Origin of the sequence: Leptospira perolatii (assembly GCF_002811875.1) — a bacterium.
In the GTDB taxonomy this organism is placed as follows: domain Bacteria; phylum Spirochaetota; class Leptospiria; order Leptospirales; family Leptospiraceae; genus Leptospira_B; species Leptospira_B perolatii.
The window spans coordinates 463291-484247 of the sequence record NZ_NPDZ01000002.1; the positions used below are offsets into that span (position 1 = coordinate 463291).

21 protein-coding genes are annotated in these 20957 nt (G+C 42.6%); 12 read left to right on the plus strand and 9 right to left on the minus strand.

Annotation, left to right across the window (positions count from 1 at the left end; genetic code table 11):
* Nucleotides 1–17 precede the first annotated feature (17 nt).
* From CH373_RS05835 to eno, 5 genes are read right to left on the minus strand one after another with little or no spacing between them, the layout of a single operon-like run.
* Nucleotides 18–1019, minus strand: coding sequence for a YheT family hydrolase (locus tag CH373_RS05835; RefSeq protein ID WP_100734076.1), 1002 nt, complete (start codon nucleotides 1017–1019; stop codon nucleotides 18–20).
* 20 nt (nucleotides 1020–1039) lie between these two features.
* Complete coding sequence (locus CH373_RS05840; protein WP_100715190.1) at nucleotides 1040–1402, minus strand: hypothetical protein; 363 nt, start codon at nucleotides 1400–1402, stop codon at nucleotides 1040–1042.
* A gap of 11 nt (nucleotides 1403–1413) precedes the next feature.
* Nucleotides 1414–2010 (minus strand): ClpP family protease, encoded by a 597-nt coding sequence (locus CH373_RS05845; RefSeq protein WP_100715189.1) that lies wholly within the window; start codon nucleotides 2008–2010, stop codon nucleotides 1414–1416.
* A 20-nt stretch (nucleotides 2011–2030) separates the two neighbouring features.
* Nucleotides 2031–2483 carry an FtsB family cell division protein gene (locus CH373_RS05850; RefSeq protein ID WP_100715187.1) on the minus strand — a complete coding sequence of 151 codons (453 nt, stop codon included), beginning with the start codon at nucleotides 2481–2483 and terminating at the stop codon, nucleotides 2031–2033.
* 4 nt (nucleotides 2484–2487) lie between these two features.
* Nucleotides 2488–3786, minus strand: coding sequence for a phosphopyruvate hydratase (gene eno, locus CH373_RS05855; protein ID WP_100715186.1), 1299 nt, complete (start codon nucleotides 3784–3786; stop codon nucleotides 2488–2490).
* Nucleotides 3787–3920: 134 nt separating this feature from the next.
* On the opposite strand from eno, the gene CH373_RS05860 reads away from it, so the two are divergent.
* The 5 genes from CH373_RS05860 to CH373_RS05880 all read left to right on the plus strand — a co-directional run bounded on the left by CH373_RS05860 (nucleotide 3921) and on the right by CH373_RS05880 (nucleotide 9146).
* Nucleotides 3921–4925 (plus strand): UDP-3-O-acyl-N-acetylglucosamine deacetylase, encoded by a 1005-nt coding sequence (locus CH373_RS05860; protein ID WP_100715185.1) that lies wholly within the window; start codon nucleotides 3921–3923, stop codon nucleotides 4923–4925.
* Between the two features lie 178 nt (nucleotides 4926–5103).
* On the plus strand, nucleotides 5104–5481 hold the full coding sequence (locus CH373_RS05865; protein WP_100715183.1) for a TIGR04452 family lipoprotein: 378 nt from the start codon (nucleotides 5104–5106) through the stop codon (nucleotides 5479–5481).
* A 414-nt stretch (nucleotides 5482–5895) separates the two neighbouring features.
* Nucleotides 5896–6255 carry a TIGR04452 family lipoprotein gene (locus tag CH373_RS05870; RefSeq protein ID WP_279305857.1) on the plus strand — a complete coding sequence of 120 codons (360 nt, stop codon included), beginning with the start codon at nucleotides 5896–5898 and terminating at the stop codon, nucleotides 6253–6255.
* 186 nt (nucleotides 6256–6441) lie between these two features.
* The gene (gene lepA / locus CH373_RS05875; RefSeq protein WP_100715179.1) at nucleotides 6442–8247 is read left to right on the plus strand and encodes a translation elongation factor 4; all 1806 of its coding nucleotides are present in this window, start codon (nucleotides 6442–6444) and stop codon (nucleotides 8245–8247) included.
* 5 nt (nucleotides 8248–8252) lie between these two features.
* On the plus strand, nucleotides 8253–9146 hold the full coding sequence (locus tag CH373_RS05880; RefSeq protein ID WP_100715178.1) for a 1-aminocyclopropane-1-carboxylate deaminase: 894 nt from the start codon (nucleotides 8253–8255) through the stop codon (nucleotides 9144–9146).
* Between the two features lie 228 nt (nucleotides 9147–9374).
* On the opposite strand, the gene CH373_RS05885 is transcribed toward CH373_RS05880, so the two are convergent.
* Genes CH373_RS05885 through CH373_RS05895 form a run of 3 tightly spaced genes read right to left on the minus strand, consistent with a single transcriptional unit; the run spans nucleotide 9375 to nucleotide 12715 of the window.
* Nucleotides 9375–10106 carry a succinate dehydrogenase/fumarate reductase iron-sulfur subunit gene (locus CH373_RS05885; protein ID WP_100715177.1) on the minus strand — a complete coding sequence of 244 codons (732 nt, stop codon included), beginning with the start codon at nucleotides 10104–10106 and terminating at the stop codon, nucleotides 9375–9377.
* The gene (locus CH373_RS05890; RefSeq protein ID WP_100715176.1) at nucleotides 10106–12022 is read right to left on the minus strand and encodes a fumarate reductase/succinate dehydrogenase flavoprotein subunit; all 1917 of its coding nucleotides are present in this window, start codon (nucleotides 12020–12022) and stop codon (nucleotides 10106–10108) included. Before CH373_RS05890 ends, CH373_RS05885 begins: the two co-directional genes overlap by 1 nt.
* Before the next feature lie 3 nt (nucleotides 12023–12025).
* Nucleotides 12026–12715 carry a succinate dehydrogenase cytochrome b subunit gene (locus tag CH373_RS05895; RefSeq protein WP_100715175.1) on the minus strand — a complete coding sequence of 230 codons (690 nt, stop codon included), beginning with the start codon at nucleotides 12713–12715 and terminating at the stop codon, nucleotides 12026–12028.
* 153 nt (nucleotides 12716–12868) lie between these two features.
* On the opposite strand from CH373_RS05895, the gene CH373_RS05900 reads away from it, so the two are divergent.
* The 7 genes from CH373_RS05900 to CH373_RS05935 all read left to right on the plus strand — a co-directional run bounded on the left by CH373_RS05900 (nucleotide 12869) and on the right by CH373_RS05935 (nucleotide 20050).
* Nucleotides 12869–14407, plus strand: coding sequence for an aldo/keto reductase (locus CH373_RS05900; protein ID WP_100715174.1), 1539 nt, complete (start codon nucleotides 12869–12871; stop codon nucleotides 14405–14407).
* Nucleotides 14397–14873: a DUF309 domain-containing protein gene (locus CH373_RS05905; protein ID WP_100715172.1), complete on the plus strand. Its 477-nt coding sequence runs from the start codon at nucleotides 14397–14399 to the stop codon at nucleotides 14871–14873. The genes CH373_RS05900 and CH373_RS05905 overlap by 11 nt, the downstream gene beginning before the upstream one ends.
* Before the next feature lie 20 nt (nucleotides 14874–14893).
* Nucleotides 14894–15763: an alpha/beta fold hydrolase gene (locus CH373_RS05910; protein WP_100715201.1), complete on the plus strand. Its 870-nt coding sequence runs from the start codon at nucleotides 14894–14896 to the stop codon at nucleotides 15761–15763.
* Nucleotides 15764–15925: 162 nt separating this feature from the next.
* Nucleotides 15926–16786, plus strand: a complete 861-nt coding sequence (locus CH373_RS05915; protein ID WP_100715171.1) for an LA_0442/LA_0875 N-terminal domain-containing protein — start codon at nucleotides 15926–15928, stop codon at nucleotides 16784–16786.
* 56 nt (nucleotides 16787–16842) lie between these two features.
* Nucleotides 16843–18156 (plus strand): LIC11996 family lipoprotein, encoded by a 1314-nt coding sequence (locus CH373_RS05920; protein WP_100715169.1) that lies wholly within the window; start codon nucleotides 16843–16845, stop codon nucleotides 18154–18156.
* Nucleotides 18157–18269: 113 nt separating this feature from the next.
* A complete protein-coding gene (locus CH373_RS18620; protein ID WP_165778784.1) occupies nucleotides 18270–19571 on the plus strand; it encodes an LIC11996 family lipoprotein in 1302 nt (433 codons plus the stop codon).
* Between the two features lie 266 nt (nucleotides 19572–19837).
* Nucleotides 19838–20050 (plus strand): hypothetical protein, encoded by a 213-nt coding sequence (locus CH373_RS05935; RefSeq protein WP_100715165.1) that lies wholly within the window; start codon nucleotides 19838–19840, stop codon nucleotides 20048–20050.
* A gap of 109 nt (nucleotides 20051–20159) precedes the next feature.
* Here CH373_RS05935 and CH373_RS05940 read toward each other — a convergent pair whose 3' ends face one another.
* Nucleotides 20160–20465 (minus strand): PilZ domain-containing protein, encoded by a 306-nt coding sequence (locus CH373_RS05940; RefSeq protein ID WP_100715164.1) that lies wholly within the window; start codon nucleotides 20463–20465, stop codon nucleotides 20160–20162.
* Nucleotides 20466–20957 lie beyond the last annotated feature (492 nt).

The window sequence follows — 20957 nt, forward strand, 5'->3', positions numbered from 1 at the left end:
AAGGATTCTCGGTCAGGCTAAAGTTTGGAATCGAAATAATCCAGCAGAATTTTGGTGACCCAACGGCCATCTGGAACTTCGGGACTAGGTTCCGACAAAAATCCTACATGACCTCCTTTCTTCGTGAGCAATACACTCAAGTTCGGAAGTCTGGACCAAGGAATTGCCTTCCACTGCAAAGGCGGAACTACGGGATCATCTTCTGCGTGGATCAAAATTCCGGGATGTTTGATTTTGGGAATATAGTCCTTGCTGGAATTTTCTCTATAGAAATCCAGTGCACTCCTGTAGCCGAACATGGGGGCAGTTACAAAATCATCAAAATCAAAGAAGGTTCGAATCTTTTCTAAATCCTTAAGAATTTGAGGAGAAAGCTGCAGTACTCCTTCCTTAATCTTCTTTCTAAAGCTGCTCAAAAAATAATTTCTATAGAATCTTCCGGATAATGAATCTATATATTCACAATTTTTGGAAAGGTCCAGGGGAGGGGACACTGCTGAAAAAGCGAGAGCTTTGTGAGTCCGATTTTCTCCGAAGTATTTTAGGACTAGATTTGCCGAAAGTGAAAAGCCGGACAAAAAGATTTTGGTACTCAAAGATCCATACACAAAATCTAAAATATCCTGCACATCGCCTGTTTGTCCTGCGTAATAAGTGAACTTAGATAGACCTTTTCCTCTTCCGCATCCTCTTAGATTGACACGAATCGTTCCATAACCTTTCTTTAAAGCGGAACTCGCCAATGAAACTAAATAATGGCTTTCGGAGCTGCCTTCCATTCCGTGAATCATTACGATATACGAGCCATTCCAGGGCTTTTCTCCGTTTCTATAGGTGGATAGTGGAGGGTTGTGTTCCAGCCAAAGAGTATCACCGGAACTATCGCTCAATGTGAGAAGGATATCCTCACAGTAATACTTGCTTCTTAGCTTATTGACCGGAGGAAAGAAGGCGCTATAAATAGTCTGAAGATGTTTTCCGAAAAGGAACTTTCTTGGTCGAAACTGCGGACGTTCCATTTTTGCATTACGTATCTTTTTTAGATTTTGTTTTCTTGGAAGAATTCCTTCCAATCTTCGAGCTGTTCTTTAGATAATAAAGATTTTTTAATTAAGAATTTTCTAAATTTTGAAAGGAACGTCTTTCCCTTTTTCTGGATCTGAGGATCCTCAGGCATCATGTCGGGAAGGAAGAAGTTTAAGAATTCATCCAATTCGAATGCACCGAGTTCGGAAAGGCTGATGTCCTCGATCGGAGAAACATCGTCTCCGCTTTCTCCGAAGAGGAACTGCATAAATTCCCGCAGGAGCTCCGCGATCAGATTGTCGTCCGCTTTTTCGGACGGGCTTGCACCTTCTAAAAAGTTTGCAATTACCTCGTCTAACTTGGGAGCCTGGGTCATAAGTAGTTTATCTATTTTGGGAAGTCTATTTTCTGCGCGAGAAAATCAACGATCCCGTATTTGATTGCCTCGTCTGCGTCCATGTAGTAGTCCCGATCCGTATCTTCTTCTAGTTTTGATACAGGATGACCGCAGGCTTCGGCTAGTATCTCGTTTAATCGAGCTTTGGTTTTTAAGATTTCTTCTGCTTGAATCTTTAGATCGGTAGCTGGCGCGACGATTTGTCCGCCGATGCTAGGTTGGTGGATCATAACTTTGCCGTTTGGCCAAATGGATCTCTTTCCTTTTACTCCGGCAGCTAGTAAAACTGAACCCATGGAAGCCGCAAGGCCCATGCATACTGTATTTACCGGCGAAGAGATCATCTTCATCGTATCATAAATAGTAAGCCCGGAAGTTACAACTCCGCCTGGGCTGTTGATAAAGAAAGTAATTTCTTTACCGGGATCGGCCATCTCTAAATACAGAAGTTTGCCGACGATGTCTCTGGCAGATTCGTCAGTTACAGGACCCCAGAGAAAAATTTTCCGGTGGTCGATGAATTTCTTAGAGATTTTGCTTCCGGTAAGTTCTTCGAAGACTTCGGTAATTTTTTCTATTTCAGACATTCTGGCTCCCTTAGACGAGTCTAGAGTTCCAGTTTCTTCCTTCGCAATTTTCTGAAAACTCCAATAAATAGGAAAGCAACAAAGGAAACATAAAAAAAGCGCAATAATTGGATAGGAGGTACCGGAAGATCCTTTCCGGCTTTCAGCGCGATTAGTCTTGATGCCAAGACAGGTTTTATTTCCGACCTTGGTTCAGGTTCTCTAAACTTTATAATATGAGCGCTTTCCGACAAAAGGTAATACTTTCTAGCTTCTCTCTCTAATGCGATCTTATCGTCTAAGAGCAATTTTTGCCTTTCTTCCAACTGTCGGTTTTCGTACTCGAGCCTTTCGACATCCAGCCTGAGTTCGGAAAGGCTTTTTTCCATTTGAGACCGGACCACGAGCCCGGACTCACCTAGAATCAGAAAATAGAACAAGGACGCGAAAAACACGAGTAGGTAAAACAGTTTGTTCGCGAGGCTTGTTCCCATATTCTTATAAATTGTAAAAGGTATCCTTACCTTTATAAATTGCTGAACTGCCCAGTTCTTCTTCGATTCTGAGTAATTCGTTGTACTTAGCGATTCTGTCCGTTCTGGACAAAGAACCTGTCTTAATCTGGCCAGAATTTGTTCCTACAGCAATATGCGAAATAGTTACGTCCTCTGTTTCTCCAGAACGGTGGCTCACTACATTTGTGTATTTCGCTTTCTTCGCCATTTCGATCGATGCCAAGGTCTCGGAAAGACTACCGATTTGATTTACTTTAATCAAGATAGAATTTCCTACTCCGGAAGAAATTCCTTTGGAAAGTTTCTCTATATTGGTCACGAACAAATCATCCCCAACTAGCTGCACTTTTTTGCCCAACTTTTCGCTCAGAATCTTCCAGCCTTCCCAGTCGTTTTCGTCCAGACCGTCTTCAATAGTTATGATCGGATATTTAGAAGCCAGATTTGAATAGTATTCTACTAATTCCGAGCTACTGAACTCCTTATTTCCCTCTCCGCCAAGTACATATTTCTTTTTGGATTTATCATAGAATTCGGAAGAGGCAGCGTCTAACCCCAGTAATACGTCTTTTCCTGGCTTATAACCCGCTTTTTCTATTGCTTGTAGGATGACCTCTAGTCCTTCTACGTTACTGGAGAGATCCGGTGCGAATCCTCCCTCATCTCCGACAGCAGTATTTAGTTTCTTGGACTTGAGTACCGATTTTAAGCTGTGGAAGATTTCTGCCCCAGTCCTGAGAGCTTCCTTGAAATTAGGAGCTCCTACAGGTAAGATCATAAATTCTTGAAAGTCTACGTTATTATCAGCGTGTGCTCCGCCGTTTAGAATGTTCATCATCGGAACCGGAAGTTCTTTTGCAAAGTTACCACCTATATATCTGTAAAGTGGTAATCTGCAGTGAGAAGCTCCAGCCTTGGCGACTGCAAGAGAGGTTCCCAGGATTGCATTGGCGCCTAACTTTGCTTTGTTTTTTGTGCCGTCCTTTTCCAACATCAAGGAGTCAATTCGGTTTTGGTCTAAGCCATCTTCTCCTATCAATAATTCCTTGATTTTTACATTCACATGATCGACTGCTTTTAGTACTCCTTTTCCACCGTATCTGGAGGAGTCTCCGTCTCTTAGCTCGACTGCTTCGTATTCCCCAGTGGAAGCTCCGGAAGGGACAGCCGCTCTACCGAAAGAGCCGTCCTCGAATCGAACATCGACTTCTACTGTAGGATTTCCCCGAGAATCCATAATCTCCCTAGCGAAAATCTCGGAAATTTTTGAAGAATTAGACATGAAGGTTTCCTATATTGTATTTTTATAAGGGTTTGCTTGAAAAGCTTTCGTCGGAAGCCAAATAAATCAAGCGGGAAACATTTTCGTAGTGTAGGGAAGAATTCCCTAAACGAACCATTTTGGAGCTTATAGATATGCGAATCATAACAAAGACTTCTGAACTAGCAGAATTGGTTTCGGATAGAAATCCGAAGCATTTATCCTTACCTGAAAGTTTTCGATCTGATGCGAATCAGTTTGACAGAGGCTTGTCCTACACTCTGCAAAATTCCTTCACTGTGGAAGGTAAGGCAACCTTCGAAAATAAAAATTCTAGAATTAAAGTACTGCCTTGCTCCGAACCCCGCTCTCAATTTTCGCTGAACGGAAGCAAGTTTCCCTTGAAAGCTGAGCTTTGTGAAAAAGGAAATCATAATATTCAGTTAGGAAAAGTGAAGATAATAGAGCATCCTTTAGCATGGATGTTGGCCTTCGGGATGTACGCAGAGTTCGAGTTAGAAGAATCTAGTTTTCCCACATTCGATTATTGTGACAAAGTTTATTTAGATGGAATGAAGGATAATATTAAATCTCTAAAGCATAGGAGCAAGATTGGAGTTCTGAACCCGTTAGGAATCGTTTGGGAAAAGGGTTATTGTATTTTGGAACCTCCTCAGAGCGAACTGGAAGCAGAAAATCTAGTCATCGATCATCAGGTAAATTATCCAGGAAGTACAGTGGGAAGGTCCAGATTAGTCTGTGAATTTTCGCCCGAAAGATTCTCTTATTTTGCGGATGCAAGAACCACTGCATTTCGAACTAAAATGGAAGCTGAGCAATTCTATCAGATCGGCTTGGCAGGTGGTTTGAAAGACTATCCATTTACTTTGGAGAATGTTATACTCTTGGATGAAGAAAAGATCTATAATCCTAGGGAAAAATTCTTTGACCAAACTTCCGGAATCGATTTCGAGTTCCTTTGCCACGAAATGATTGATATATCTTCTTGGTTGCGATTTGTAGAAGAAGAGTATAACGGACGCTACGTAGGAAAGATGACTACGTATCTATTCGACCACCACAAACAGATAGACATTGCTCAGTTTGTATGCAATCAGCAGTACATGAAAAAATTTAATTCTGAAATTGTATCGATTTAATTTGGAAGCAGAACAGTTTGCGAGAACTTGCTCCTCATTCGCATTCTTTCATAGACTCGAGGAAGACTTTATAATTTCTTGAGAAAGGTCATCCAAATCTTTTAAAAGGTTCTTTCCGCTTGTCTCTTATTTCTTTGTTTTGGATAAATACTATAAGAAATCAACGGGTCAGGTATTTGTGAAAAAATTACTAAGCATTTTCTTTTTTGTTATGGGAGCAAGTCTGAGCAATTGTGTTGCTCTAGATGTCACTGGATTAAGCGGAAGTATCAAGGGAACCGAAGCAGCTCAGAGAATTAATGATGCAGCACTGAAAACAGATATTATAAGTTTTGCCGTAATGGGGCAATCGGATTTTTTTATTTCCAGTCTATTTACTGCGGAAGCTGCGAAAATAGAGCCCGACAAATATTATAAGAAAGCTGATGTTGATGAATGTATCGAAAATATCAAAACGATCAATGTCAAAGTGATTGTGCTGTTAGGAGTTCCACTCACCCCGTTTCAGACAGCCTTGTTTACTTGTTCGCTTAAACCGAATGGTTTGGTCATCTAAAGTTCGGATCAGGAAAAATAGATTCGCTTAACAATCTTCAAAACTTAGAGCGAAGGCTCGGAGAATTTTTTCCGGGCCGATTCTCCTTCTTACCAAAATTTATAGCCCTTAAAGGGGTTTTTGCGCGATTTATCCTGAGATAAAAGGCTTTCCCCGAACTTTCTCCGCAAATTTTGTTTATAGGTATGTCCGATCCGCAGCAATACATTCGAAATTTCTCTACTATCGCCCATATTGATCAGAGCAAAGTAGTTTCCCAGAACTTGCTTCTCCTTCGCACTCTTGCGAAGACTCGAAGTAGACCTTCGAATTTATAGAGAAGGGCCTCCAAATTCATTAAAAAGTTTCCTCGTTCTTGTCCTTTATTTTTTTCCTTTGGATAAGTTGTGTAAGCAACCAAAGGGTAGGTAGATTGTGAAAAAAATATTGACCATTTTCTTTTTTGTTCTAGGAGCAAGTGTGGCTAACTGCGCAGCGTTTGATGCTGCTGGAGTGAGCGGAAGCATGAAAGGAACCGAAGCAGCTCAGAAAATTAATGATGCAGCTTTGCAAACCGATATTCTCTATTTTGCTGCGACAACCGGACAACCTAATTTCTTTATTTCCAGTTTGTACACCGCTGAAGCGGCAAAGGTAGAACCGGACAAATACTACAAAAAAACGGACGTGGACAAATGTATCAGCAATATCAAAACAATAGGATTGATGGTACTCACTCCGAATGCAACGGCTTTGTTTACTTGTTCGCTTAAGCCGAATGGTGCGATCATCTAAAGTTCCGATCAAGAAACATAGATTCGCTTAACAGTTATCAAAACTTAGAGCGACGGCCCGGAGAATTTTTTCCGGGCCGATTTTCCTCCTTACCAAAATCCGAGCCCTTAAAGGGGTTTTTGCGCGATTTATCCTGAGATAAAAGGCTTTCCCTGGAGACTTTCTCCGCAAATTTTGTTTCTAGGTATGTCCGACCAGCAGCAATACATTCGAAATTTCTCTATTATCGCCCATATTGATCATGGGAAATCCACTTTAGCGGACCGCCTTCTCGAAATTGGTCGGGTTACCGACGATCGCACAAAAAAAGACCAGATCCTGGATTCTATGGATATCGAACGTGAACGCGGGATTACTATCAAAGCGAATAACGCTACCTTCGATTACCAAGCGAGTGACGGCCATACTTATACGATGAATTTGATCGATACACCGGGACACGTGGATTTTTCCTACGAAGTATCTAGATCTCTTAAAGCATGCGAAGGTGTTCTTCTCATAGTGGATGCGAGCCAAGGCGTAGAGGCTCAGACTCTAGCGAACCTATATATGGCGATGGAGCAGGACCTGGATATTATTCCGGTGATGAACAAGATCGATCTTCCTGCAGCAGACGTAGACAAGACTAAGTTGCAAATCGAAGACAGCTTAGGTTTGGATTCGGATAAGGCAGTTGCGATTTCGGCAAAGACCGGATTGAATGTGCAAGCTGTACTCGAGGAGATTACTAAGCAGATTCCTCCCCCCAAAGGAAATCCGAAAGCACCTCTAAAAGCTCTAATCTATGATTCTTATTTTGACGCATACATGGGAGTGATCACCAAGATCCGAGTGTTCGACGGTGTCGTTCGAAAAGGCGATCGAATTTTGCTCATGAGCAATCAGAAAGATTTTATCGTGAATGAAGTCGGAATCAATAGAATCGGATTGATTCCGAAAGAATCTCTTTCTGCCGGAGAGGTAGGCTATGTGATCGCCGGAATCAAAAAAGTCGCCGATGCTCGGACCGGAGACACGATGACATTGCAGTCCAATCCGACGACTGAACCGGTCCCGGGTTACAAGGACGCAAAGCCGATGGTATTTGCTGGACTGTTCCCAATCAATGGAGAGCAATTCGACGAACTAGTTGACGCGATCGAAAAACTAAAGTTAAACGATGCCGCCCTTGTTTATGAAAAAGAAAGTTCTGCTGCTTTGGGTTTTGGATTCCGCGTGGGTTATCTTGGGCTCTTACACATGGAAATCGTCCAAGAGAGACTTGAAAGAGAATTCAATCTCGATCTAATTACTACAGCGCCTTCGGTAAAATATATTATCAATACTAAGAAAGGCGAAACATTCGAAATTGATAATCCTTCCAAGTTTCCGGATCCGGTTTTGATTGAAACCACGGAAGAACCTTATGTGAAAGCCAGCATTATCACGCCGAACGAATACGTTGGTAATATTATGACTTTGGCAATGGACAAACGCGGGATTCAGTTGGATACAGTGTATTTGACTCAGGATAAGGTCCAGCTTACTTACGAACTTCCTTTGGCGGAATTAATATTTGAATTTTACGATAAACTGAAATCCTTGACTAGGGGCTACGCTTCCCTCGATTACGAACCTTCCGGTTATAAAGTTTCGCAGCTCGTAAAAATGGACATTCTGGTCAATGGAGAACCAGTGGACGCGCTTTCTATGATCGTTCACCGAAGCAAAGCCGAACAAAGAGGACGCGAAATCATAGAAAAATTGAAAGATTTGATCCCTAGACACCAATTTATGATTCCATTACAGGCTGCTGTCGGTGGTAAAATTCTTGCCCGTGAGAGTATCTCTGCCCTGCGCAAAAACGTAACCGCTAAGTGTTACGGTGGAGATATCACTCGTAAAAAGAAACTTTTGGAAAAACAAAAGGAAGGTAAGAAAAGAATGAAACAGATCGGAAACGTAGAAATTCCACAAGAAGCCTTCCTAGCTGTACTTAAAACCGGGGATTGATTCTTATGGAGAATCCACTCCTTCGGATTCTCCCCCAAACTCCTACTCCCGTCCAAAAGATCCTGAGTGTGGGGAAGTCCGGGATCTATATCAAACGGGAAGATCGGATCTTTTTTTCCCAAGGAACTAAGATCCGAAAATTAGCTGGAATTTATTTCGGTCTCTTACCAGGAATCGAAAATGTTCGTAGCGTGTTATTACAGGGAAACATTCATACCAATGCGATTCTTGCCGGTGCCTTATTTTTCAGATGGCTTGGGATCCCATTCCATGTAGTCGGTTACAATCGCAATTTGCAATTGCGTACTGCTGCTTCCATTCTATCGAATCGATTTGGAACAGTGACTTGTTATCCTACCAGAACTGACTGGAAGGAAGCGATGATACATGCTTCTTTTAAAGACGGAACTTATGTAATCCCCGAATTTTTTTTCACTCCAAAGGCTCTCCAAGGATTAGAAACTCTCTGGAGTGAGATCAATCCTTCTGATTGGGATTTTATTTACTTAGATGTGGGCTCAGGTCTGACCTGGTTGAGCGGCCTGGAAAATAAGATTTCTCATCTCTATGGAATCTGCTTGGGCTTGCCCAAGACTTGGACCATTCACTGGATTAGAGAAAGACTTCCTGTACTTGGTTTGAGCAATCGGAGCATTGATTTTGACCGGCTGGTGGAGCCTAGGGAAGTGTGCGAAAAATCTTTTCACTTCGGTTCCCAGGCGAAATTTTGGGAAGAGAAAACATTCGAACTTTATAAAATAACCGGAATCTATTTCGAGCCCATCTACGCCGCAAAATCTCTGACAGTGATCGAATCTATGATCGAATCAGGAAAAATCGCTGGTAAAATATTGTACATCTATCAAGGGGGAGCCTTGATGAGTGAGATCGGTATTTAGAGGGCCCCGCCCTCGTTGGGTGGGGGCCGGTGCGGTGGAAGTACCGACCTGCATTTCACAATTTTCACTTTCAGGCAAGTCTTTTCGGGAAGGGGTAATGTGTAGGAGCTCCTACGGCGGAACATCTGTTCCGGGGCGGCTGATATTGCAAGCAGGAAGGATCTACTTAAATAAAAAGACCCTCAGAAATTGAGGGTCCTTTCTGAATACGAAATCCGTACTTAGATCTCAGGACAAGATGTATTCTTTATTCAAGGCGCGAATAAAGTCTCTCTTGATTTCTTTAGGACAAACAGCCTCGCATTCGTACTGGTTTGTACAATTTCCGAATCCTTCTTTGTCCATCGCGGAAACCATTTTTTTCACTCTTTCTTGTTTCTCTACTCTTCCTTGGGGAAGTAGCGCAAGGTGAGATATCTTGGCAGAAACAAACAACATCGCAGAAGCATTCTTGCAAGAGGCGACACAAGCTCCGCAACCGATACAAGTGGCGGCGTCCATTGACAAGTCCGCATCCTTTTTGGGAATAGGAAGGCAATTCGCATCGGGGGCTCCACCGGTGTTTACGCTAACAAAGCCTCCTGCTTGGATGATCCGATCAAATGCGGCTCGATCCACGATCAAATCTTTCAGAACCGGAAATGCCTTCGCTCTCCAAGGCTCCAAATAAATCGTATCACCATCTTTGAAAGTGCGCATATGCAATTGGCAAGTGGTCACTCCGGGCAGAGGCCCGTGAGCTTCTCCATTGATCATGATATTGCAAGAACCGCAGATTCCTTCTCTGCAATCGTGCTCGAAAGCGATCGGGTCCTGTCCTTTCTCGATCAGTTCCTCGTTTACGACATCGAGCATTTCTAAAAAGGACATATCTGGGGAGATTCCCTTTGCGGGATAGTCGACCATTTTGCCCTTATCACTAGAATCTTTTTGTCTCCAGACTTTTAATTTGAGATCCATTACTTGTAACTCCTTGTAGCGAGTTTCACGTTTTCAAACTCTAGTTTTTCTCTATGTTCTACGGGCTTGTTGCCGACGCCTTTGAATTCCCAAGCGGTTGCATGACAGAACTTATCATCGTTCCGTTTTGCCTCACCTTCAGAATCTTGGTATTCCGTACGGAAATGGCCACCGCAGGATTCTTCTCTCGTTAGTGCATCCAGACAGAGTAACTCAGCGAATTCTAAGAAATCCGCAACTCTTCCAGCTTTTTCCAAGGATTGATTGATTTCGGATCCTGAACCTGGGACATTTACGTTCTTCCAGAACTCTTCTCTGATTTGCGGAATTTTCTGCAGAGCTTCCTTTAAGCCCTTGTCGTCTCTGGCCATTCCGCAGTTATTCCAAACCAACTTTCCGAGTTCTCGGTGGAAACTATCTACGGTTCTTTTGCCGTTAATAGATAAGAATTTTTTAATTCGATCGTTTGCGTCGGTCTCTGATTTTTTGAATTCGGCGTGGTCGATCGAAGGAGTTTTTCCAAATCCGACCTCTGCCAAGTAATTCGCGATTGTGTAAGGAAGCACAAAGTATCCGTCTGCTAATCCTTGCATCAATGCAGAAGCTCCCAGGCGATTCGCTCCGTGGTCAGAGAAGTTTGCTTCTCCAATCACAAATAATCCGGGCAAGTTGCTCATTAGGTTATAGTCCACCCAAAGCCCACCCATCGTGTAGTGAACCGCAGGATAGATTCTCATTGGTACCTTGTACGGATTTTCACCCGTGATCTGTTCGTACATCTGGAACAGGTTTCCGTATCTTTCCGAGATCGTGTGCTCTCCTAAGCGTTTGATTGCAGATGAGAAATCTAGGTAAACACCTTGACCTCCGGGTCCGACTCCGTAGCCTGCATCACAAACTTCTTTTGCAGAACGAGATGCGATATCTCTCGGACAAAGGTTTCCGTAGCTAGGATATTTTCTTTCTAAGTAATAATCTCTTTCGTTTTCCGGAATATCCGCCGGACTTCTCTTATCACCCTTGTTTTTAGGAACCCAAATCCTTCCGTCGTTACGGAGTGACTCCGACATGAGAGTCAGTTTGGATTGATGGTCCCCGGTAACAGGAATACAAGTCGGGTGAATTTGCGTATAACAAGGATTTGCGAAGTAAGCTCCTTTTTTGTACGCTTTAATGCTAGCAGTTACGTTAGAACCTTTCGCATTTGTAGAAAGGTAGAATACGTTTCCGTATCCACCAGTTGCCAGTACTACTGCGTCTCCGACGTGAGAGGAAATTTTTCCGGTGACCATGTCTCTGACAATAATCCCTTTTGCATGCCCGTCGATTACGACCAGTTCTAACATCTCGGTGCGAGGATACATCTGAACAGTCCCCAAACCAATTTGTCGTGAAAGTGCAGAATAGGCTCCTAAGAGTAACTGCTGTCCAGTCTGACCCTTTGCATAGAAGGTTCTAGAGACTTGTGCCCCACCGAAGGAACGGTTGTCTAAGTGACCGCCGTATTCTCTTGCAAAAGGAACTCCTTGCGCTACACACTGGTCTATGATGTTTGTAGAAACTTGTGCGAGCCTGTATACGTTTGCTTCTCTTGCGCGGAAGTCACCGCCTTTGATCGTATCGTAAAACAATCGATAGACGGAGTCCCCATCGTTCTGATAATTTTTGGCTGCGTTGATCCCACCTTGGGCGGCAATCGAGTGAGCTCTACGAGGACTGTCTTGAAAGCAGAAGGTTTTTACATTATAACCTAATTCTGCAAGTGTAGCAGACGCGGATCCGCCTGCGAGTCCGGTACCTACTACGATAATCGTATATTTTCTTTTGTTTGCTGGGTTGACCAATTTGCCATGGGCCTTGTGTTCATCCCATTTCTTTTCCAACGGACCGGAAGGAATTTTGGAATCTAGGCTCATGTGTTATGCTCCTGGTAATTTAACATATCCTAATAGGATAGAAAGTGGAATCGAAGTATTCCCTATAAAAATAAGGAGTGCAAAGGAAACCGCAAGTGCCTTTGTTTTAGGCGCCCAGAAACGCGTATTCAAACCAAAGGTTTGGAACACACTAGAGACACCATGCATCAGGTGAGAAGCCAGGATAAAGTTCCAAACAACATAGAGTATAGATACGATTTGGTTTTGGAATCCGAGCACCACCATGGAGTAAACGTCATGACGACCTTTGGAATCGACCATCGCGAAATCCTTCGGGTCAGTCATTCCGAGTGTAAAATGAGCGAGGTGGTAGAGTAAAATTCCTAAGATCAAGAGTCCGGTCAATGCCATCATTCTAGAGGAAAGAGTGGCTTGAACCGTGCTTTTTTTCACATAAGGAACCGGCCGTGCTTGCCGGTTTTCTATACTCAGCTTGATTGCAAAATAAACGTGAACTACAAAGGACACGAGTAGAATCAATCTTGCAACCCAGAGCAAAGGCCCTAAATCGTGTAGAAATTGACTATATGCGTTAATTTTTTCTTGTCCTTGGTAGATCTGGAGGTTTCCCAGCATGTGAATGATCACAAAGCCGAAGAAGATGAATCCGGTTAAGCCAACGATAGTTTTTCTACCGATGGACGACCGAAGATATCCAGCCTGAAAATCCATTGAAAGTCTCCTGTGAGATAATGGGAAGAAGTCATCGATTTTTATTTGAGAAATGACCGGGTGAAGCCAGAAGTTTCGGACTTTCCCTGTTCGATTTAAACACTAAAAAGTGGAGTTCCTGCGAAAAGCATTTTTAAATGGAAATGTAAAAATATGTCTGAATTCGATCCGTTTTCCGAATTGTACCAAAAGGATCTTTTGCCGGGGTTTGCAACTCCCGCTAGTACATCCGGCTTTGCCGAATCCTTATCCGTTTCCAACGAGTTTGCAAAGAATCCCACTGAATTTCGGAAGAATTTTTATTATCTCTTCCAAGGACTGACTCTTTCTAAGCTAGCCTTCGGTTGCTATCGAGTGGGCCTAAGGGACCCGGAGCACAAAAATGCGATGAGTGATGCTCTTAGACATGGAGTGAACTGCATCGATGTTTCTTCCAATTACGGAGATGGGGAGGCCGAGACGCTTGTCGGTAGCGTACTGTTAGATGGAATTTCAAAAGGAACTTTCACTAGAGAATCAATTTTCGTCGTAACAAAGGCCGGTTATATCCAAGGCAGAAATATGGAATTAGTAAAGGATCGTAAGAAAAAGGGAAATCCGTTCTTTGAGGTTACTGAATTCCAACCAGATTGCTTTCATTGTATTTCCCCCAGTTTTCTGGAAGACCAATTAGAAAGATCTCGAAAGAGACTCGGCTTGGAAACTCTGGATTGTCTACTTCTTCATAACCCAGAGTACTTTTTATCGGATCGACAGAATAAATCAGATAAAAGTAAGGAAGCGATTCAAGAATATTACAGAAGAATCGTTCATGCGTTCCGTTTTTTAGAAAGTGCGAGAAAAGAGGGAAAGATCAGGATGTATGGAATTTCGAGTAATACATTTCCGGTTCCGGAAGAGGATTTTACCCATACTTCTCTCTCTAAACTCCTGAAATTGGTAGAGGAAGAGATAGGTGACGATCACGGCTTTTCTGTCGTTCAGTTTCCTGCGAATTGGTACGAGGATGGTTTTCTTCTAAATAGAAATTCTAATGGAGAAAACATATTAGATCTTTGTAAAAAGAATAATCTTTTGCCTTTGGTAAATCGTCCGCTAAATTCTTTTCATCCAAGCCAGGGCCTAGTGAGGCTGAGTTATGGCGGAGATTCAAAAGCTTCAGAAATCCGAAACAGGATTCGATCCGAACTTTCCAATTTTTTTGCCTGGGAATCGGAGATATTCAAGAGACATGGATTGCCCCAAAAATCGCAGAGCCTACGTAGTCTTTGGGAAAACTCCAAGGACGTAATTTCCAGTATGGAGGCGTTCTATCAAAATTTAAGAATGTACTGGATTCCAGCTCTGAGAGTCTCTTTGCAGCAGCTTCAAGTATCGGGAGGAACCGAAATTGGAGCCGAATATGCAGAAAATCTTAATAAAACTTTTTCACTTTTGGAAGATTGGATTCGGATTTCTTCGGAACAATCCTTAGAGCCGCTACTCCTGAGTCTGAAGAATAAATTCTATACCGACGTGCCCGCGCCTACGACATTGTCCGGTATGATGGTCCAACAACTTTCTTCAATATTAGAAAGAGGTACTGTACTTCTCGGGATGAGAAGGAGGGATTACGTAAGAGATGCGCTTTCTGCCTTCGAAATTCCTCTCCCTAAAATTCCATCGGAGCAGTGGGGTGCCCATGGAGTTTGACGACGAAATTCGTGGGATTCTAAGCAAGATCAGTTCTACTAAGGATCCTATCCCTACCTTTGACTTTGCCTGGGATCAAGGAAGAAAATTATTTGCTGAAGGAAGATATTTCGAAGTGCACGAAGTTTTCGAATTTCAATGGAAAAAAGAAACAGGGAGTAGGAGAATTTTATTGCACGGTTGGATACAACTTGCGATATCCTTAAACAAGATTTATGTAAAACATAATGCTAGGGGAGCAAGGATGCAAGCTGAGAAATCGAAAGAGAAATTCGAGAAACTGTTGCTGGAAGGCAATTTAAATTCCACCGGCGTCCATTATACAAACCACGTATTAGATTTTATTAATAGAATTTTGCAGCATTTTCAGGGGGACGAGAATTGGGACTATTCTTCCTTGATAAAAATACCGATCCCTCAAATCCCTCAAACCGGAGTTGAGTGGTTCATAAGGGAAGGAATGTGAAGGAGAATCTTTCTGCGAATATGGAAAAGGGAACTTTCGAGTCTGGAGGATATAAACTTTCTTATTCGATTCGGAACAATCAAAAAGGTAGGGCTCTCCTTCTTTTGCACGGATTTATGGACACTTCCCAAACCTTCCTTTTTCAAGAAGAGTTTCTTTCCAAACATTTCGATCTATACAGGTTTGATTATAGAGGACACGGAGATTCTGAATGGTTGAGAGAGGGCTTTTATCATTTCATGCTTCCGCTGGTGGACACTCAGACTTTCTTGTCCAAGTTCCTTCCCGAGGAGTTCCACATTCTTGGACATTCCATGGGAGGCGGGATCGCGTCTAGGATCGCAGGATTGTATCCGGAGAGGGTGAAATCCTTGGTTTGTCTCGAAGGCTTTAGTTCTCTTCAGGATCCAGAAAAGGAAAGAAGAAGGTTTCGCTCCTGGTTAGAAATCTGGGAGAAGAGCATTGCAGGAAAGGAGAAAAAAAGGCAGAAAAGTTTCCAAAGCGTTGAAGAAGCAGCAAATCGACTTGCACCACTTTATCACAGATTACCAAAAGATAGACTCTTGCAAATCGCAGAAACCTTGGTCCGACCTACTCAAGACGGATACCAGTGGAAAAGCGATCCAGTTCATAAGAACGGGCCCCCAGTGTTTATCAGTCCCCAGTTTACTCGGCATCTTTGGGAAACCATTGTGTGTCCTATGCTCATTGTATATGGTAAGAACACTCATTTAGTTTTGGATGATCAGAAAGAAATCTTGTCTCACTTTAAAACACTGACCTATCGTGAGATCGAGAACGCTGGGCATAATATGCATCATGACAGGCCCGAAGCTTTGGAAGAAATACTAGAGAACTTTTATACAGAACATCATTTGATTCTGGACTGAAAATTTCGTCCAAAACCCACAGAGAACCTTCTATTTGATTTAACGTTCAGTGTTAAATCACTTGTCTCTTAACAAATTAATCAATTAATTGACTGAAAATGCAATCCGAAACGCATATATTTGTGCTCGGTCAATCGAAAGATATTAGCTCCTAGGTGAACAATGAATCAGGTGATACAAAAACGAATTCTATATTTTATATTATCCATACTCTTTTTTGCGTCTTACGAGGTCTTCGCTGTACAGACCATTCTGCTTAGAAACGGCGGAAAAATTAGGGGGGACGTAGTCGGTCAAAACGAGAAAAGCATTCAGATAGTAACGGAAGAGGGCAAGAAAATGACTCTGTCCAAACGTACGATTCTGAAGGTAATTTACAAAGAGATTACAACGGAAGAAGAGAAAAAAATCCGCCAGGAGGAAGAAAAGAAAATTCAGGAAAAACCTCCCGAAACTAAGGAAGAGGTAAAGGAAGAACCTATCTTCATTCCACCTCCGACAACAACTTCCGGGCGGAGCAGATGGTCGATTGTAAAAAGGTCTGCAGCATTACCTGGTTGGGGTCATGTGCACGCAGATCGCAAAATCACTGGGTATACTTACGCAGGAATTTTCGGTCTAAGCATAGTAGGAGCAGCGGTCACTTATAACCAAGCACAGCATGCGAAGTCTGAATATGATAGCAGGGTGATGCAGTCTCTTGTTTTTTTTGGTCCTTCTCCTGTCGGCTTTGGTAGATTCTATACGGAGGGAAAAAGATCTGCTTATAAGGAAAGCGTAACTAGAGCGAATAATGCAATCGCGCTAATTGGAGTTGTCTATTTGACTCAATTGATTCATGCTTATTTTACTGGAATGGCTTGGGAGAAAGAAGAAGTCGTTTTTAATCAGGAAGGTTTGGCTCTAAAGAAGGGATGGCAATTTTTCCCTTCCTTCGATTTGCCGTCTACCGAGCTAAAGGGTAGTTCTGCCCTTTCTTCTAATGGAGTGCGCGCCGAGCTTAGATTTAATACCTTATATTAGAATATAAGTATTTTAATATATTCTGTAGTTTTTAAATAATCGCGGGGAAGGAAAGTATGAGAAAGTTAGAAGTCCTGAGATGGAGTTTCAAAGTTCCTTTTTTCTTAGTTTTCTTCTTTTGCGGATGCTTAAAATTTCATGAGCATATATTTGATCCTTTTTCAAAAAATTCAGTCTTGATTACCCTTTTGACGGGGCCGAGCACCCCGTATTCCTTTTTTCCCACTAGAGACCAGAAATTTAGAACTGTTGGCGGTAATTTCTTAACCTATATCACTCGATATCGAGGTTTCGGTGGGGTCGACAGTAAGATTCACTTAGTTATTACTGACGGTGCTGGCTCGACTCGTACAGCATCGACCAACGTACCCGGAACTAATGATACAACTTATACTCGTTTGGTGGGTGCGGGGCAAGACTCCAGTCCGAGTCTTTTCCTTATATTTGAAACTTCGAGCGGATTGGGACAATTCCAGTATTACCATTGGTCCGGAGCAAGTCTTCCTTTGCAGGATGACCACTTGATATTTACCCAGATTGTTCCACCGAACGGGGATCCCATCATTCAAAATGTAACTGCACTCGGTTCTGAATATGTTTGGTGCGAACAACCTTCCTTAGGGATTGCTGGCGCTTGTTACCATTCACCTCCTCCTTTTCCGAATGTAGGTTCTACCGTTTCTGGGATAACCACTTGTAATAATCCTGTGCTGAATGCCTCATTCTTAATGTGTTTTGACTTTCTGTCCTTGAGCTCTCCGATTACTCTAACCGGACCGGTAGTAGACAGCGCCGTTATGACTGCCTCCAGTATAACGCACACATTGCCGTCCGGCTATCCGACTTTACCGAGTCAAGTAAATGGAGTCTATTCCTATGCACTGGACCCGAATAACGGTGGTGGGTATTTTTTCGATACAAATACAAACACGATAGGCGTGGGAAAATCCACCGACCTAATGTACAATTCAGGTTCAGTTACTCTTACTTACAATACTACGATTAATGAGCCGAGTGTAGCTAGTGCAGGAGCAGTCATCTTTGAAGCATCGCTGAACGGTCCTGGTCCGTCTTTGGTCTTGTCTATTGATCATTCAGATCTTCCTTCCCAAACTCCAGATAGACCTTTATACATGAGCTTGGACGGAGGCCAGAACTGGACTGGAGTTAGTTTCAATGGGCTGCCTTTAGACGCAGGAGGTATTGGAAATTATCCGACTGCTTATGGTACGATTATCAATGTAAACACTTTGACGATGCTAATCAATGCTCAGTTTTTGGGGGGTTCTGGTTTGTATCAGTACACGAGTACAGATGGCGGAGCCACTTGGTCTGGTCCTACAGAAGTGCCGGAATCGACAGAACCTTGAATTTTGGAAACATTGCAAAGAACAGAAGCAAAGATTTCGTCTTATATTAAGATCGTTTTTAGATCAGAAATTTTTTTTTCAAAGACTTTTACTATAATCACGGAAGCAGAACAATGCGAAATTTTCCACTTAAGAGCAGAACTTTCCTTTTTGTACTCACCATCTTGCTTTCAGCTTGTATCAAGTTCGAGGAGAACCAGTTTGATCCACAATCACAATTATCCCTATTGAGTAGCATATTGGGAAGCACACCGTATACGAATTTTCCGGTCAGGGACCAGAGATTTCGCCAAATTAGCGGTACCAATCTTAGCTACCTTACTGTTAACAAGGGCTTGGATCCGAATGCAAGTACCATTGCGATCATCATTTCTGCGGGAAGTGGAAATACGACCACTGCTATTACGAATGTTCCAGGGACTAGCGGAACAGGTAGATATACTAGACTCATTGGACTTGGGCAAGATAGTACTCCAAATTTCTTTTTGTTATTCGAAGTGCTGAACCCATTGGCACCACCAACTTACTATTACTGGAGCAATCCTAGCTTACCGATCCAAAACGAGGTGATGACCTTTTCGGTGGTTACTCCGATTGGTGGGGGAGGAAGTACGATTCAAAATCTAACCTTCATAGGCGGTAATTTTGTATGGTGCGAATTGCCGATCGGCGTATTTACTGGACAGTGTTACTTTAACAACAGTTTTCCGACCAGCGGAGCAACTGGAATTTCTGCTTCTTTAGCCACTTGTGCGAAACCGCTCATTGATGGAATTAATTTTGTTTGTTATGATACATTGACGGGCTCTCCCGGATCTTTTGGTTTGAATGTGGTCAACTCACCTAGTCCTGGATTCAATCCTAGCACGGTGACCACCGCTCTACCGAGCACTTATCCAAATGGGGGGTTTGGGGTAAACGGAAACAATCAGTTCGTACTAAATAACCCTGGACCCGGTGGATATTTCTTAGAGACCGCCGGCGCTATGGTGAGAATTAACGCCACTAGCAACTCATTCAGCGCTGGTGGACCTGCTGGATTTTCTTCTACTCCGACTACTTCTGCTGCTGTGAGCGCAACTACTTCTATCTTTGATGTAACCAATATGGTAAGTGGAACCACAGTCCTGCTCACTTTTGAACATTCGGATATACCTTTCGGTTCCAATTTTAGACCGCTCTACCGATCTACAGACGGTGGCAGCTCCTGGGCCGAGGTCAACCTCAGCTCGCTTCCGCTTGCCGCCGGAGGTCTGGACCATTTTCCGAGTGCGTTTGGATCTTTAATAGATCCTATGGGAGTATTAGTTTTTATTAATGATAAATCCAGAGGAGGGAGCGGATTGTATTCGTACTATACCTTGGATAACGGAACTACCTGGACTGGGCCCACTGAGGTTCCTTTGCCCTTTTAAATTTTTATTATGAACTGAGCTACGCGATGGCACGAAGGCCGACGAGAAATAGACTGGCTTCTTGGCGGTTCCATGCTTTTCGGTCTATTTTAGTATATTCTTAAATACTAATGTACTTAATTGGAATGACGACTCGTTAAGTAAACGGATGTTACGTACTGCGTATGGTCGGGACATAATAAAAAAATCAATTTTTGTCTAAAAATAACTTGTACTTTCTCTGTGCTCTTTTAGGCTTCCTCCAACGTTTTTAAAAAGAGGCGAGCATGGAAAGAGAAAATAGATTCAAGAGCCAACTAGAAAGATATGTGAATTATCGCGGAATCGATATCACTCTTCATTTGAAAGACGGTTCTATCATTGAACTGGATAAAAACAGAAAGTTGGTCGGCGAGGAAATCGTCTATTTTCCGGATAAACAAACTATAAACCGAGTGCCTCTTACTATGATCAGCAAGGCGGATCTATTTGTTGCTTAATTGCAGGAATAAAATCCGGTTCACTGCGGAATCAATAGCGCGCACACATCGATAATTAATCTTAGCTGTAAACTTTGCAGGGTCCTTGCGAAAGAACCCTGCTTTTCTTTTACGCTAAATCCCGAATGAGTTCCTCTAATTTTTCAATTTTAGAAAAATCGTTTTCGGTATAATTCAAATAAATATCGAATTCACCTTCGGATACTTTTTGGCATTTGATTACTTTCATGGGCACTTCAATTGCACCAGAAAGGCTTAAAACTCCGACCTTGACAGCTAAGTTTGTACCGGGCTCCAGAGGGTCCTCAGATCTGTGGACCAAGCCTAGTAATACGTTCTCTGCAAAGCGAAATTTACTTTCTTCCATAATCTGGAAGCCTACATTTAATGTGTGAGGAATTCTACTGTACTTCATGGCGGGCTCCTCTTTTTTCTTTTAAGCTAAACTAGAATGCTTACAGAAAGATTAAGTTTTTTTTACGATTCAGAACGTAGTTTGCACTTTGATCCGTGAGAATTCTCTGCGCAAATTTTCGAACTGAGTGCTCGCATTTTCTAAATTAAAAGCAATTATCATGCCCAATATTGATACTCGCTCCCATTAAATACGAAGTATTTATTCTATTTTAGTAAAATACGGTAAAATAATGAACGAAACAGTCACAGAACTACCTAAAGCTGTACTTTATTTCATTCCGCATATCGGAACTTCTGTGAAAACACTATGAGGGAGCTCGGAAAAGAGATTCTGTTACTTAGAATTTAAGCATCTTTAGGAATAAAAAAGCAGCATAACGCAGAGTTCAGCAGGGCCCCGCCCTGGTTGGGTGGGGGCCGGAGCGGCAGCGGTGGTACCCCGGCTCCTACCAGAAATCTTCCTTTTTTGCAAGCATTTTTACAGAGCTGA